Here is a 15,910-nt window from a genome sequence, read left to right as displayed (position 1 = left end):
GATTGCCGACAATACTGGTTGCTTGATTACTTCCATACATGCTTGGCGAAAACTCATCACTCGTCAAAAATCTCTTACTAACAGACCAAAAATCAAATGCATGATCCGCATAGCTACGACTGGTCGTAATCGGAACACCATAGGCAGACTTTGCATTTACACCTGTCCCTGATTGAAGATAAATATCAACCCAAATATTATGCCACGGATTGTAAACCATCCCTTCTGGACTACTACGTGGGCGGTGATTTAAACACCAAACAGACTTGGGCAAAACATCCCCCGCTTGATAACCCGATAAGAGATGACCTTCAATCTCACCAACATCCGCACATAGCGTATGAAATCCACCGATCTTTTCAGAATTATCCTTTGTATAGCCATCAGGAGCCGTCGGATTTTGCGAAATTTCAAAGGATAGCTCATTCGTCTGATCTTTTAAGATGAGATATATATAATAATCCTTTCCTGCTTCAAGATCTTCGTCAAAAGTCATCCTTCCACGCCCTGGAATGCGGTAAAAGAGGTACCTACCCCCATTCTCTTCACCATGATAAAAGCGAAAACATGCCCCGTCATTGATCACAAGACCTTTTCTATTTTTCGGATCGGCTTCCAGAATTCTGTCAGGTTGATGAAAACGCACATTCTCTAAAAAATTAGTGGAAAGAGAACCTACCTTACTTTGAAGTTCAGAAAGACTGTCACTGTTCCTCTGTGCCTTCTCTTGAACTTCTGTCAATGCACTCTTCGCTTCTTCCGCTAACACTTTTGCCTCAGAGGCGGCTGTATTCGCAGAATTTGTCGTTGCTGTCACCGTGTCTAATGAACTCTTGACCTCTCCAAGCCCTTGCTTCGTCGTATCAGCTTCTTCTTTTGCTTGCTCCGCAACACTCTTCGCTTCTTCTGCTGTCGACTTCGCAGTCTCGGCTACTTCCTTGGCTTCTTCTGATAAACTTTTTGCACTCAAAGCGGTTTGGCTTGCATGATCACTCGTGGATTTTGCTTCATTGGCTATTGTTTCTAAGCCTTCTGCTTTAGATTTTGCATCGCTAGCCTCTCTTAGTGCTTGATCTACTTTCTCTGTTACACTCTCTGCTGCACTTTTCGCCGCTTCCGCCAAACCCTTCGCTTCTGAAGCTGTTTGCGAGGCTTGTTCCACTCCTGTTTGCGCCGATTCGGCAACTCTCTTAACAGTTGCAACAGATTCCTTGACTTCAGCACAAGCATTCTTGGATTGTTCTGAAAGAGCCTTTGCCTCTTCTGCAATATCCTTGGCATCATCAGCTGTCCGTTTTGCGCCATCCGCCTTAAGACTTGCTTGTGTTGCTATCGTCTTAACTTCATGACTCGTCGCTACCGCGGTCGCTGCTACTTGGGTTGTCTCTGTTGCTGTTTGAGAAGCATCTTTCGCTGTTTGTTCTGCACGTTCAGCAATAGATTTCGATTCTTCTGCAACCTGTTGCGCACCATTCGCACGCGCCATGGCTTTTTCCGACTCTTGCCTTGCATTCACAACCTGTTCTAACGGCGCAAAGGTTTCATACGAATACAAAGATGCCGTCCCTAAAATCTTCGGAACAACAACGCTATCTTGCGAAGTTCCTTCTCTGATTTCCTCTTTCGTGGCTATTGGTATCAGATACTCATGACTATGATCAGGTATTTTCATCTGCTTTATTCCTCCATTAAACCTAAAATGAACACTCTTTCAAATCTTCAAACTCTTCTCTTAAGGTCTCTAAGCGCTTCTCTAAATCTTTCAGTGAACCATCAAGCTCTGTTTTCAAAGCGGCTTTCAGTAAATCAAAAACGCCAGTAAGCGGCGCATGTACAAAACCTCCCCCAGAATACAAAACGACCCGTACTTGAGACGGGTCGCTAATCTCTGATATCGCAAACGGTTTTAATGACATTTCAACTCCTCATGTCTTGATCCCATAAATTACACTCACATTAACGGGGCGCGTTTCAACACCACCAACCCTCTCTGCCATGAGATGATGTTCATGATGCTCTCTGTCATTCAGACCTTCTGTTATAGGCGTTGAATAATATAAAAAATTAGCAAAGGGGCTCCTGATAAACCAAGGTAAACGCGGCGGCTTGTCTTTTTCTGTAAACCAAAAGGGAGTCTCTACCTGTGGACTTCCTGCTATTTGGTCAAATTCTTGATTACACTTGTCCAAAGCATCCCCACTCAAACCTACACACTCTTCGTCTATAGCTCTCTTTCGCCTTGTCACGGGCGCTTCAGAAGAAGAAACATCCCGTTTTTTTCGAGAAGAAAGACCTTCTGATGACGCTGGACCTATAAAATGCTCATGCGCTTTTAAAGAACAGGATTGTATACTTGCAAAAGAACGCCAAGGGTCTAAATTGCGTTCATTATCAAGTCCCCGTAAAAATAGCCCCCGAAAATCGGGAACATTAAACGTCGTGGCGCCATCTCCTTCTCCCCACGTCGTTCCTATCGCAGAAAATAAATCCCAATAAACATACCGTGAATAAGCACTTCCATCACATGGCAACCAACCATCCGGCAAGCGCTCCATTGCAAACGGTCCTATCAGACCGGAAGGTAAACGTTTTAAGGAAGAAACTTTGCCCCTTGTCGGGTTGAGAACTTGCCAACCCGTAAGCTCTTCATCATACACAAGCGTATAAAGACAGCCATCTTGTATCTCTCCTCCCGATAAGGCTAATAAACCGGTTTCTGTTGCCTTATAAACGGGCTTACCGGCTAAATTATTTAAAGCAATTGTTGTCGCCCCAACATTCTTGCCCTTCGCTTTAAAACAAACCGATATGCCATTCTTATACTCTAAAAATGCCGATTGGCTTAGAAGCCTTATCACGCTCGTCTTTTGGTTATTATCAACCGTCACAATCCCTTCAAGCACACCCCCCGTATCCGATAAATACTCACTTACCCGTTGCATCATAAAACGAGCGCTATTATTAACCGTGTTAGGATGCTGTCCCTCTGACCAATTAATTAAAGCATCAGCACCACCATTCTCAGATGCTGTTAAAGACCAATCATAAATCGTGGACATCTAAACCTCACGTCTTGATTCCAAACACAACACTCATATTAATCGGGCGCGTCTCACTTATACCTGAACTTGCCAATGCAACATCACGCATGTGAAGGTGGGAATGGGGAAAGGCGAGCTTATGGTGCACGCGTATATCCTCTGCTCTCACGCCCAAACGTTCAGCAAGCTTCAATCTTTGCTGGTCATTCAACACATATCCCCAGATGATCGTCATATCACCATGCCAACTCTCTTCCTGATTTTCATCATTCAAAATCGTAAAGGATTGACCCCCATGGTCATGCTTTCTCATTGCGTCATTTTGTAAAGTGCCAAGATAACGAAAGCGGTCTATCTCGCGGTCATCATCAACACCTCGTAAAAAAACACCACGCAAATCGGGAACATTAAACTTCGTCCAACTATCAGCGCCTCCCCACCTGATCCCTATCGCTTCATAAAGAGCAGGATAATCACGACGCAAATAAGCCTTCCCATCACAAGGTAACCAGCCATCTGGCAAAACTTGCATCCCAAAAATCCCTATCGTCCCTAGTGGATAAACAGGGATAACCGGCTCTTGCGATAAAGAGAGAGGCGTAGGATTTAAAACTTGCCAAGCATGATCCCTATAAACCAAGCTATAAATGCACCCCCTTTGAAGCTCGCCTCCCGATAAAACACGGAGACCTAATTCCGTCGCCTTGTAAACAGGTTTAGCCGCCAAATCATTTAAGGCAATTGCGGTTTCCCCAACATTCTTGCCCTTCGCTTTAAAATAAATTGATATCCCATTCTTATACTCTAAAAATTGCGATTGGCTTTGAAGTCTTATCAACGTCGTCTGGTGTTCAGCATCAACCGTAAAAGTGCTTTCAATCACACCACTCGTATCCGATAAATACTCACGCACACGTTGCATCATCACACGAGCACTATTATTCAGACTACTAGGACGTTGTCCTTTTGACCAATCAATCAAATCATCACAATAGGCATTCAAGGAGGCATTTAAAGACCAATCATAGATCGTCGACATCTTACACCTCATGTCTTAATCGCAAACAGAACACTCACATTAACTGGACGCGTCTCGCCTTCACCAGTGCTCTCCAAAACAACCTCTTGGTTCTCATCAAGAGTATGAGAACTTACAATGTAGCCCCCTAAATTCTCACGCTCTATGCCCATAAAATTCGCTAGAGAGCTCCCCCCAAACAAGCCTAGACGATAGCCCAACACATCCGTCGTATTCCCATCCCAAAAGTTTTCGTTGCTGGTAAAATGAGACATCGAAAGGCTCTGTCCTTGATGTTGATGCGACTCAATTAAATCTGTTTGCACACTTGCAAAAGAACGCCCCTCATCAATATTGCGCCCTCCATCAAGCCCCCGTAAAAACATCCCTCGAAAATCGGGAACATTAAATGTCGTGGCGCCATCACCCTCTCCCCAAACCGTTCCTATCGTCTCAAATAAATCACCATAATCACGACGCAAATAAGCCTTCCCATCGCAAATTAACCAATCCTTTGGAATCCCGCGCATTCCAAACGTTCCTATAAAACCCGTGGGATAAAGATTGCTTTCTTCTTCTTCTAAAGGGAGTGGGGTAGGATTAACAAGATGCCAATGATCTCCATTATAAAACAATGTATAAATGCACCCTTGTTGGATTTCCCCCCCTGATAAAAGCGATAAACCCGTTTCTGTTGCTTTATAAACCGGCTTGCCATCTAAAGCATTTAAGACAATCGTGGTCGCTCCAACATTCTTACCCATAGCCATAAAGCGCAAAACGATACCATTCTTATACTCTAAAAATTGCGATTGGCTTTGAAGTCTTATCACACTCGTTTGTTGGACATGATCATTTGTAACAATGCCTTCAAGCTCTCCACCCGTGTCTGACAAGTATTCCTTTACGCGCTGCATCATCACACGGGCGCTTGTGTTCACACTGCTAGGATGCTGTCCTTCGGACCAATCAATCAAATTATCCACGCGCGTATTATCCGACGCTCTAAGCGACCAATCATAAATCGTTGACATTTCTCGTGAATCCTAGCTTCTGTAAAATGGTCCGTAAAATGCCCGCATGAATTGCGTCATCAAAGGATTATCATCATCACTCTCTTCTTCTTCCGAAGCCTCTTCTTGTGATGCTAATAATGCCCTTAAAACCTCTAACAAGTTGTCTCTATTTCTAATGCCACCATGCGCTGTAGGACTTGCTCTATGAGGCTGCCCCCCATACATCTGTAATACACGGTTGACAAAATCACTTGCACGCATAGCGTTGTTTCCACCATTCAAGCCAACCGCATTGCTCCCAACAATTTGCGCCGCATTGGCATGGGGATTTTGAAGAAGCCGCGCGGCTCCTCCTGCCCCTTGTTGATGTGCTAAATACAATTCTGCTTCACTAGGCGCTCTTCCCAATAGACGGCTTAAATGATTGCGATTATCAAGCGTCAACCGCCCCATGGCATCTGCCGCTTGCATGGGATCAAAACGATCCTGCAAACCATATTGTTTGGCGGTGCTGTCTATAAATTGATACAACCCACCAGCAGAAGAACGTGGATTCCTTGCATTCGGATTGCCTCCACTTTCAACTTGCGCAACACGGTACAAATAGCTCTCTGGCAAACCATAACGCGCTGCCGTTTGCCGTATCGCTTGATTAACAGCAGGACTATAACGGGTCATAGCTTTATCCTCTTCTACCTTGGTGTACTCAGCATATTAAATTGACCAGCCAATGCTTTTCCTCCTCCTCCAAGCAACGCAGCAGAAAGCTTTTTCACCCATTCTTTTGTAGCGTATCCCTTTTCTTGCGCTTTAATCATATCTTGAATGAGCTTTGCAATTTGATCATTCTTAATCTGTGTCCCCCCTGTTAACAATTTGACAACATCCTTTTCAATCCGTTGACGCTCTCTAAACGCCGCCTCTTTGAAAGGAATCCAAGAAGCCTTCACCGCCGCTTTTCCTGCTTGCATAGCTGCATCAAATTTACCCGTTGGCATACTGACATTATGCGTAAAAGATATCTCTTTATTCGCTATACGATTTGGTATTCTGTTATAAAGATCTGCATAATTAGCTTCTCTATCAACAACCTTCTTAACAGCAGAAGCTTTATCTGCTCCATAAATCTTTGCAAATCGTTCATACAGATCATTCGTACCAAAAATCTCCTTTGCCTTGGAAACTTGATCTCCTGCTTGCCCCATACCTTGTAAAAGTTTTGCTCTTGATCCCTTTTTAAAGTATTCTTGTTCTCCCTCTGGTAATTCATCAAAAGTTTTACTGAATTTATCCTTATTAACTGACTTTCTAAGAATTTTGGAACCTTCATCCATAGCATCTACATCTGAACTATATTGATGATATAATGCCCGTCCCTTCTTATATTCAGATGATATATCATCCATAAGCTCTAATAACTTTTTCTGAATGCCTACTAAACTGCGAACTTGGCTATTATCTCCTTGTCTCCTTTCGGTCCTTATCATTAAATCGACAACCTCCTTAGTCTTATGAAGAGCCCCCATGTTTGGTTTCTCCTTAAGGAGACTAAATTTTTGAGAAGAAAACGGACTAACGTTGTTGCCATCCGTAATAAACCGCTTTAGTCCTTCATCATAAGCTTGTTTGAAGTATGGACGCTTCATTAAATCATTAAGAGCACCATAATATTTTTCTCCTATCGGCGTTTTCTTGGCTATTTCGTAAAGAGTATGTGATTCTGCTTCTCTACTCGCGATAAGATCATCTTTTAAACCTGTGACATTTTGACGAGGAACAAAGTGTTCATCAGCGGCTTGATGAATACGCTCCCCTCCTCCCAACGCTCTCTGCCCAGCTCTTTTAGTCAAATCAAGATAAGCTCCTTGGTTTCTTTTCGCGATATCAAAAACAAGATCCTGTAAAAAAGGACTATGATCAGCTACGTAATCGGTAGGAACTGCATTCTTAAAAGAGTTTCCTAGCTCTTCAGAAGCCTCCTTACCTAAATGTTTACTGATTTCTCTTAATGTGTCTGTTGCAACACCTTGCTTATGAGAAGGAGAAAGAAGTCTTCGTATTCCACCGACAGTAGAACCAGCCAAATGACCTAAAGCACTGCCAACCATTGTCCCTGCTGCTCCTAATCCTCCACCAACTGCTGCACTTTGAAGTGTGTGACCTAACCCTACACCTTCACCTGCTCCATGTAATGCACCAGATGCCGCTCCTACTTTAAGCAAATGAGGGAGTGTTGTGTTTTTTGTGATGCCTAAAAACGGACTTGCTTTCTCACCTACATATTTCACTCCTGCGCCTACCCGTTTCCCTACCGTGCCTACCGGCGTTGGAACGGCTTTCAAAAATGCTTGACTTAATTTTGAAGTAGCAGGAGGCGCTATCCGCCCTGCTAGTCCTGCAACCGCTCCTGTTCCTAACGTCGCAAGTGAAGGTAAAGCAGCCCCTACAACATTTCCTAACAAAGACGTCCAATAATGCGTATCACTCATCCTACGTTGATAATCACGTATTCTATTGGCTTCTTTCTCATACTTCTCTTCGTATTTTTTATCACCAGATAACCAATATCTGTACAGCCCCTTTCTAAAAGCATTTAGTGCACTCTCATTCTCATCATCACGTCCCGCCGCTACAATCCCCGCAACTTCATCATCTAAATTAAAACTCAAACCATGCTTTAAAGAATTCCAAAAGGCTTCACTTTGTGTAATCTCTGGAGAGAGTAGAGTATTCTCATAAGAAGGATTGGCATATTCTAAAACAGAACCTAAATTGATAAAATTCGGTCCAAGTTCTGATGAGCGTTCTCGATTAGCCGCATATTCTGAAGCAGAACCTAAATTGATAAAATTTGGACCAAGTTCTGATATTTTTTTACCTTGATTGTTCGTAGCACCTAATGCACGATCAACTACAAGAGAATTCTTATTGTTAATCATTTAGCCCTCTTGTAAACTTGACCATTGTAAATAAACTCAACCCCAATAGGCATTTTATTAGCTTGTTCTGTGCTGCTTACAGTTGTAAAATTTGCAACATTCCCTTGTGAGACCGCCTGATTGGTCGAATTTTGGCTATTTCTTGCCATAACGGCATTTCTCATATTATTTTCTGTAGACTCAATATGACCTAATACAATACCTTGTACTTCAGGGTTCAGTCTTGATAAAACATCTTTTATTGTTGACAAACGCCGTTTAAGCTCTCGTGTAGACATACGTAAATTTAATTTCCCAAGAGACTCTTTTAACATTTCAATGTCTTTATCGCTAACATTTCCAAGTCCTAGCGCCCCTCTTTGCGATAACATTTTCATTTGATCTATACGGTCAAGCCCTATACGAGATTGTATTGATTCCAAAATCTGTCGTACATCCGATTGTTCGGACGTTGAGAACGCGTAGCTAGCAGCTAAAGCTATATTACCTGTCGCCTTATTCTTAAAATTCTCAAGGTATTCCTGTACATAATCAATATCTTCTAGCAAAACCTTTGCATACAAGTTTTTATGTTGACGTAAAGCAGATTCTCGTTCTTTGTCCAGATACGCCTTCCCACCAGGGTGATAAACCACTCTCTTTCCCGTTGGTGATGTTGGGTCATCAATTAACGAACTCCCATCATTGTAATGTTTTATGCTATCTGTAGCACCTGTTAACAATGCACTAAGCATTTGAGGATTCCTTGCCATGACAGCAGCTTCTTCATCACTGTAGCCTTTGGACTTTAGATACTCGACAGTCTGATTAACCTGCCCTCTTTGTTTATCTCCTTCATTAAGATGCTTCACACCACTTGCAAGCGCATCCCATCCAGAACCATCTGTAGGTGCTGCCGCCATACCTGCAAAAAGATCTTTGAGCTTCTGATACGCATCTGATTGAAAAAACTTATAAGTATTGGACTGTAAAAATTTCTCTGCATCTGTCAGTTCAGGAGTCGGTGTTGGGGAAGCGGGTGCTAATGGTTGCGTTTGTTCATTAACATGAGGTTTTAGTTCTTGTGGAGTACTCTCTAGTGCATTTGGCATGGGTGGATGTTGATCAAATCCAAGAGGCATTTCCGCTTTAGGAGCCGTATAGGGCATAAATGGTCCATATGGATTCAGACTATTCTGTAAATAGGGGTTGGATGGGGCTTGTGCTTTCTCTGGTGTCATCATACTTTCAATACCTGACATTCCAGTCATAAATAGAGAGGTTTTGGGGTACTTTGTTATGAAATTCCCCACGGGGTTCTTTGTTATTAATTGTCCCAATCTATTCGCCCCTGTAACCGCTTTAGGAGCAAGATACCTAAAAACATGAGGCGCAGCTCTTGCTGCCATAAAAGCTGCCCCAGCTAATGGAAATAATATTGGAAATGCCATCACACTCTCCTACAAAACTATTCTTTAATTATTCTCCAGAGCTTTCTTTTGATTCATGTAATCTAAAAAAAACTTGGATGCTCCTCCTGCCAACGCTGCTCCCATTGGACCACCTGCCATGTAACCAAAAGCCATCGGTGCTGCTTGAAGTGCTAAAGAACCTATAGTCCCTACATTTTTCCACGGATTATTGCCCTCTATCTTAGAGATTGTATGATTATTCGTTGTCGTACCGTAATTTCTTGCAAAGCCATGACCGGCGTTCATAAGCATATTCAACCTATTCCAGCCGCTATTGTCTTGTTCCAGCCAACGTTCTCTATTGGCATCAACAAGGCGTTGATTGTAGTCATTAAGAACAGATGACCCCTGCAACATATTCGAATAGGCATTATTATAAGAGGGGAATAAGTTGCCTATCATGCCTAAGCGATACTTATTAAAATCACCAAGTAAGGCATTAGCATGTAACATATCCTGCTTATTCTGACGGTAATGATTAATCCTAGCACTTTTAGACAATGCATCAAGTTCACGCGCCAACACTTTTGTATGTGCACCAGATCCATAACCACCAGCACCTACAAAAGAGCTGTTAATCGTATCTCTCACATCATCCATAGATTTTTTAAGTACATCTTCAAAATCCTGATCATAGCCCCCTTTATAACTAGAAGCCAATTCACCAATATTTCTTTCTGCATGCATGGGAGTATTCATCAAATGATTCATATAATTTTGATATTGATGAGGAATAGCTCCAAGACCTCCGATTGCTTGGTAAGTTGGAGCACTTAAAGGTGCAACACGAGGTCCCCCATAAACATTACCACCCATCCCTGTGTCATACATGTTATACGCATCTGCACCCCCACGCTTAAAGACATTCTGCATCCAAGTAGGAGGGGCGCTTGTTTGTACCTGTTTTTGTTCTGTCGTTGTTGGTGTCTTGCTCCCCATGTCACAATTCCTTCCTATAATAAAGCATACCTATGCTATAGCCTTGCTTGGTTAGTGCACGCTTCCAACCTAAACGACCCAAGATCTCCATTTCAGAAGCACCATTCTCACGCGCCCAATCCTCTGCAACTTGCAAATTATCAACCAAATCAAGAATGCCCTTGCCACTACATTCACAAATCAGTGCGCGCTTCTTTCCTAAAACTGTCTGCTGTATCTGGGTCGTGAATGCCGCTAAAAAGCGCTCGTCATCATCCAAAACAAGCCATAACTGTTTCTTGCCACTGCAAATCGCTTCAAGGAGCTCTTGCAACGTGATTTCATGTTTAAAACGTTCCACATACTTGCGAAACGACGCAATGATGTCTTCCAGATAAGGCGCTATACGCTCCATATCCCAAGACGTGGTCAAAAAAACTTTTGCCATTATCCTCTGCCTAAAGGACGTAAATCCACATTAAACCCTGTGATATGGTTCCAATGAACGCCTTCAGGAATACGCAATTTAAAGCGATGATAACGATTGCGCGAACGACCATGATAAGCGCCCGTAAGATAAGAACATGCCCTCTCTTGGTGCCATGTAATCGGTGTCTGATCATTACGAAGCCGACGTTCTCCGATACTTAAAAGACCTTCCGTCGTATCAACTTCGGCAAACATTTTTGTGATAAAGTTAAAACTTCCATCTGGTGCTCCCAATTCTTGCGAAACAACCGTTGCCTCCATCGGTGCTCCCGTAAACATAACAAGCCGATTTTCATCATCAAAAGCACCAAGCATGGGTGCGCCACTTTGCCAACGAGGGCTGTCTAAAGAAGCCGGCAAGGACTCAAGATTGATCGATATCTCATCTAACTGTTCTAAAGTATACCCTGTCGTAAATACTGGAAACAACGTGAAAGGTTTTCCCTGTAGCGTCGACCATTTCTGCAAGCCCCAATCATAGACAAAGGTCGTTTGCTCGTTATTACCTCTTTTTAAGGACCAGTAAATCCGGTTATCAACGGGGTCTATAACCCCTTGCATCTCATCAAGAGCAAACTTATCAAAGGTTTTAAAAACTGTTCTATCAACTTTCTCAAAGCCTATCGGCAAAAGTTGACCATCCAAACTCATCTGATAAAAACCACCATCACTCGCAAAAAAAGCATCACTCCCTCGACATGCTATAGAGGCTGCACTGCGCGCTCCGCGCTTGTCTTGGATCTTTTGAAAACTGTATACAAGTTCAGCCCCTGGAGTAAATAAACCAGCGTAAATAGCAGAACGCATAAAAATAAGGGGATTGGTGGATTCCGTCGCCCCTTGCACATATTCTCCATCTGGAAAATCTATATGATCACATTTTTTTTTACCTATTTCCCATAAAGTTACATCGTTCAAACCTGACCAATGAATGCGATTGGGATTATCTGTCAATTGCATCAAACAAACAAAAGGTCCCCAAACTTTGATCAATCCTGCTTTCGGTGGATTTCCTTCTAAATCTTCAAACCGTTCAGAACTAAGGACCTTGAAAACTTGCGGCTTATCATTTTTATTCACCGCAATAACCATGTTTTTAAAAAGAGCAAACGACCATTTATTCTCTTCATTTGCTTGATAGGTCACACCACTTTGGCTTATGTCTTTCCAACCCTTGGTTTGACTATCATAACTGTAAAGCTTTTGCTTGCCTCCTACGATTATCTTAACACCATTGCCACTTCTAAACGCTATGCACCCCAAAGGCTTTTCTTCCAAAGCATGAGACACAACCATTGCACTAGGCATCGGAATGTAACAGCCATCAGCCGGTAAAACATTCACAAGCGTATCCGTAAAGCTACCGTTGACGACCGCAACATCTGGTCTGTAATCAGCGATTGGAAAATAAACCATTTTAGAAATCCGTTGGAATTATTCGAGTGACGTTATGACGTTTGGACGTCTCTGCACGCAATTCATGCAATTGCTCGTTAAAGTCATTGTAAGCAGCGGCTGCACAATCGGGTTCTTTAAGGATATTCTTGTACAGTTCATATTTTGCACGCGCCTTGATCAAGTCAAACCCATAGATAAACCATGGATGTTCTTCATCAACACTCTCTATCTCTGATAAACGCAATGGAGAGAGAATGAGTTGAATCTGATAGGCTCTATCCGGTGTGGGATAAAGATGTAATTTCCTATCAAAATAACTGTAACAAACCGGCGTCCCTTGCTGCTCTGATGACAACGAAGGCTCTAGAGCAAAAGGACTTCGCCGCTCCAATTCAAGCTTATGATCTTGACCAGAACTCAGATAAACATTTTTGATTTTCACAGCTGTTTCAAGATGGCGGGTATCGCTTGCATCATAAGCACCCTGCCCCGCCCGTGTTTGAAACGTAACATCACGGCTTTCGTTAAAGTAAAAACTTTCCCTCTCACAAAAACGAATAGCAGCAAAAATACTTTCTTGGATTTGCGCTACATACTCATCTGTGATGTCATCAATCTCATCTTGGATAACCGACACCAAGTGCGAAAGCGTTTTTCTATGACGATAAACATCCTGTTTCGCTGGTATTGGTCCCCCCGTCTTAACCCGAATATAATGACGCGTCATCAGACTTCTCTTAACAATTGGTCACAAATTCAACGACTATACTTGCTTGACCTGCTTGGACTGTCTTATCAGCTTTAGCATAGAGAGTAAGTTCTTCATCATAAGGGACAAATTCCTTTTGATTGCTAGGCTTAACTTCTTTGACTGCCTGCTGTTTGATTTCTGCTTCACCAAATTCAGTTCCTCCAGCAGTACTGCCTATTTTAACCTTCGTGTCCGAAAATGCTGTCTTGACATACACTTTAATTGAAGTAATCAAAGCACCACGAGGGAGGGTGCCTATCTTCATCACCTTTTCTTTATCTTCATAGCTAAAATTAAGACGCAAAAAGCTTACCTGCTGCGTATGAAGATTTCTCCCTTGCAAGGGCTGTGGTAAATAATCTGCCATGTCTTATCCCCTCAATGATTTGTCACAAATTGCACGACCACAACACACTCACCAGCATCAGTGGTTTTATCTCGTGTTGCATAAAGGATCATTTCTTTATCCTCTGGAGTAAAAACCTTTTGGTCTGTTGGTGTAAAATCTTGCGTATTTTGGGCTTTGATATCTTTTTCGCCAAACTCATTGCCGCCATAGGTGCTGCCTATCTTTAATTTTGTCTCAGAAAACGCTGTCTTCACAAACGCTTTAATCGACGTGATCAAAGCGCCACGAGGCAAAATCCCGATTTTCTCTGTGAGATGCTTCTCTTTATGCGAGATATTCAAACGTAAGAAACTCACCTGTTGGGTGTGAAGATTTCTGCCCTGTAATGGAGGGGGTAATTGATCTGCCATGTCTTGTTTTCCTCCTTAATGATTACGCTGCTGCTTCACCGCTGTAGGTAGGAATAACAATCGTTCCAAAATCTTGCGCTGTTTGTGCACTATTGGGCATTTGGAAACGAGTTTTCTTCATTCCTATCAAAGTCTTGGCGGCAACACCAAATTCACGTTCATAATCAAAATATTCTTCTTTGAGGGTGTAATTTGTTGCACTATGATTTTTCCCAAAACCTATAATCGCACTCTGCGCTCCTAAGAACACCGCACGACGCACACTTTTTACCGCTGTATTATTTGTCGAGTTAACACCATGGGTGACATGAATAGCTTCGCGTAAAACAACACCATTATACATGCCAAGAGAACCATCAAAGATTGGGTTCTTTGCACGAGAGGTCGCATAAACCGATTTTTGAATATCTAACCACTCACCAGCGGCTGTATTGGTACGCAATTGCATCACTTGTGTTGGGTGCAAATAGAGAACGTAAACATCATCACCGTTAACATGAACGGGGGAAATCTGCGGATTAGCAAGTTTGGCTTGTTTAACCGCTTCATCAATAAGCTTCAAACTAAAGCTATGTTTGGCTTTATCATTAAGATCTTCATCCTTGGTTTTCCCATCGGGGCGGATAATCCGTTCACTGCTTGGTGCCATGATTTCATTAAAGCCATAATGAACCGGTTTAATGTACACTTCTCGACCATCAACACTGATCGTACGGGCTGTATAACCACATACCTGAAGAAAGAACATGATGCTTAAACGATTGGCATACCAGCGAACCAAGCCTTCTTTCGCTTTCTTACGTAAATTCGGGAGGATTCTCTGTTGATCAATCGAGTCATCATTGGCAACACGCGCCGCATGTAAAAGCTCGTTAATCACCAACCGATCATTCATAAATTGAAGCGCTTCTTCATTGCCTTCTAAGGTTTCGCCTTGCGTGACACCATCTCCAAACAGATTGACTAGCAAACTGAACGTAACACTATCCCCTGCACTCTTATGGGTTTCGTTGTAAAGCTGGATAATGCTGTTCGAACTTTTGCCAATAAGAGGGGCAATTTTTGTCGCTTTCAAAACTTCATTGCTTAATTTCTGTGACCACAATTTCACCGATTGCGGATCATGGGTTCCTATATGTGTTGTTGCCATTGATTTCACCTTTCTTTGCTGTAAAAAAAACCGGCTTAAAGCCGGTGGAAAACCCGCATCAAGGCGGATTATGTTGTAAAACTGATTGCCTAATCAGGGTCTGCACCCATTATTTCATAAAAACGGGCTTCATTTTTCGGATTGGAGATCCATGCGTTGAATTCTTTCTCTGACATATTGGCAAGGGTGTCTTTTGTCATAGGACCTGTCATGCCTCCTCCACCAGATGCCGTTAAGGTTCTCGCAGAATTCTGCCGGCTTTGAAGCGCTGCTACTTGATTATTCGCTTGCATCCCTTGGTTTTGATAACCAAGATTTTGCGCTATCCTATAAAGCTCTTCTGCTGGATTAACCCCTTTTTGGGCGCAAGTCGCTACAATTGTACGTAATTCATCCCCTATAATCGCATCTATCGTGCTCTTTTGTGCATAATTCGGATAAACAGAGGACCATGCATTCAATTGCTTTGCACGCGTCTCATAAAGAAAATCTGCCGCCGCATCAAAATCACTGTATTTATCCTTGATAGAGGTCACTGAACTTTCTAAAAACTGGTTCAAATGTCCATTAAATTCGTGGGATTCAATGGCTTGCCTTTGAACATCCTGCTGTGCCCTAATATACGCATCTTGTTTTTGAATCTTATCTAACATCCACGTTAATACGCTAATTGGGTCCTCACGTAGGTCTGGGGGCGCACTTTCACCTTCAACCATTGGTGGCTGGGCTTGGGGTTCATAAAACTTGGCAAGCGCTTCACGGGCTTGTTGAGCTTGTTGTTCTGCATATTGCCGATCTATAGGAACGATTTCTGAAGGCTTGTCAACGGGCTCTGCAACCGGCTCTGGAGGTGTCGCATCATTACTCTCAACGTTTTCGACCTCGTAATCACTCTCAAAAGAGCTCTCATCATCAAATACCGGTGCACCAACCCTGTAATCTTCATTCATAGCTTCGTTCATTTCTGCATTCATTCTTTC

General features: G+C 42.7%; 16 protein-coding genes. All 16 read right to left on the bottom strand.

Annotated elements, in window-relative coordinates; genetic code table 11:
• The coding region (locus ACFINK_RS07915; RefSeq protein ID WP_375638663.1) for a phage major tropism determinant at positions 1–1,672 on the bottom strand (1,672 nt) is incomplete at its 3' end.
• A 22-nt stretch (positions 1,673–1,694) separates the two neighbouring features.
• On the bottom strand, positions 1,695–1,916 hold the full coding sequence (locus ACFINK_RS07910; RefSeq protein WP_375637004.1) for a hypothetical protein: 222 nt from the start codon (positions 1,914–1,916) through the stop codon (positions 1,695–1,697).
• Between the two features lie 9 nt (positions 1,917–1,925).
• On the bottom strand, positions 1,926–3,059 hold the full coding sequence (gene bgtC / locus ACFINK_RS07905) for a gene transfer agent tail collar protein BgtC (protein WP_375638661.1): 1,134 nt from the start codon (positions 3,057–3,059) through the stop codon (positions 1,926–1,928).
• Positions 3,060–3,066: 7 nt separating this feature from the next.
• Positions 3,067–4,080 carry a gene transfer agent tail collar protein BgtC gene (gene bgtC, locus ACFINK_RS07900; RefSeq protein WP_375638659.1) on the bottom strand — a complete coding sequence of 338 codons (1,014 nt, stop codon included), beginning with the start codon at positions 4,078–4,080 and terminating at the stop codon, positions 3,067–3,069.
• 8 nt (positions 4,081–4,088) lie between these two features.
• The gene (gene bgtC / locus ACFINK_RS07895) at positions 4,089–5,093 is read right to left on the bottom strand and encodes a gene transfer agent tail collar protein BgtC (RefSeq protein WP_375638658.1); all 1,005 of its coding nucleotides are present in this window, start codon (positions 5,091–5,093) and stop codon (positions 4,089–4,091) included.
• 12 nt (positions 5,094–5,105) lie between these two features.
• On the bottom strand, positions 5,106–5,753 hold the full coding sequence (locus tag ACFINK_RS07890; protein ID WP_375638657.1) for a transglycosylase SLT domain-containing protein: 648 nt from the start codon (positions 5,751–5,753) through the stop codon (positions 5,106–5,108).
• 14 nt (positions 5,754–5,767) lie between these two features.
• Positions 5,768–8,014 (bottom strand): hypothetical protein, encoded by a 2,247-nt coding sequence (locus tag ACFINK_RS07885; RefSeq protein ID WP_375638655.1) that lies wholly within the window; start codon positions 8,012–8,014, stop codon positions 5,768–5,770.
• Positions 8,011–9,444, bottom strand: coding sequence for a hypothetical protein (locus ACFINK_RS07880; RefSeq protein ID WP_375638654.1), 1,434 nt, complete (start codon positions 9,442–9,444; stop codon positions 8,011–8,013). Before ACFINK_RS07880 ends, ACFINK_RS07885 begins: the two co-directional genes overlap by 4 nt.
• A gap of 24 nt (positions 9,445–9,468) precedes the next feature.
• Positions 9,469–10,404, bottom strand: a complete 936-nt coding sequence (bgtD, locus tag ACFINK_RS07875; RefSeq protein WP_375638652.1) for a BaGTA-type gene transfer agent maturation protease BgtD — start codon at positions 10,402–10,404, stop codon at positions 9,469–9,471.
• Position 10,405: 1 nt separating this feature from the next.
• The gene (locus ACFINK_RS07870; RefSeq protein ID WP_375638650.1) at positions 10,406–10,831 is read right to left on the bottom strand and encodes a hypothetical protein; all 426 of its coding nucleotides are present in this window, start codon (positions 10,829–10,831) and stop codon (positions 10,406–10,408) included.
• Complete coding sequence (gene bgtE / locus ACFINK_RS07865; protein WP_375638648.1) at positions 10,831–12,288, bottom strand: gene transfer agent protein BgtE; 1,458 nt, start codon at positions 12,286–12,288, stop codon at positions 10,831–10,833. The genes ACFINK_RS07870 and bgtE overlap by 1 nt, the downstream gene beginning before the upstream one ends.
• A gap of 1 nt (position 12,289) precedes the next feature.
• Positions 12,290–12,997 carry a phage adaptor protein gene (locus ACFINK_RS07860; RefSeq protein WP_375638646.1) on the bottom strand — a complete coding sequence of 236 codons (708 nt, stop codon included), beginning with the start codon at positions 12,995–12,997 and terminating at the stop codon, positions 12,290–12,292.
• 10 nt (positions 12,998–13,007) lie between these two features.
• Positions 13,008–13,388 carry a hypothetical protein gene (locus tag ACFINK_RS07855; RefSeq protein WP_375609772.1) on the bottom strand — a complete coding sequence of 127 codons (381 nt, stop codon included), beginning with the start codon at positions 13,386–13,388 and terminating at the stop codon, positions 13,008–13,010.
• A gap of 11 nt (positions 13,389–13,399) precedes the next feature.
• Positions 13,400–13,780 (bottom strand): hypothetical protein, encoded by a 381-nt coding sequence (locus tag ACFINK_RS07850; protein WP_375638644.1) that lies wholly within the window; start codon positions 13,778–13,780, stop codon positions 13,400–13,402.
• 22 nt (positions 13,781–13,802) lie between these two features.
• Positions 13,803–14,930, bottom strand: a complete 1,128-nt coding sequence (bgtG, locus tag ACFINK_RS07845; RefSeq protein WP_375617006.1) for a BaGTA-type gene transfer agent major capsid protein — start codon at positions 14,928–14,930, stop codon at positions 13,803–13,805.
• A gap of 89 nt (positions 14,931–15,019) precedes the next feature.
• Positions 15,020–15,904, bottom strand: coding sequence for a hypothetical protein (locus tag ACFINK_RS07840; RefSeq protein ID WP_375638643.1), 885 nt, complete (start codon positions 15,902–15,904; stop codon positions 15,020–15,022).
• Between the last annotated feature and the right edge of the window lie 6 nt (positions 15,905–15,910).

The organism is Bartonella sp. AA16NXGY (assembly GCF_042197325.1).
GTDB lineage: Bacteria > Pseudomonadota > Alphaproteobacteria > Rhizobiales > Rhizobiaceae > Bartonella.
This window is presented reverse-complemented; position numbering and strand designations above follow the sequence as displayed.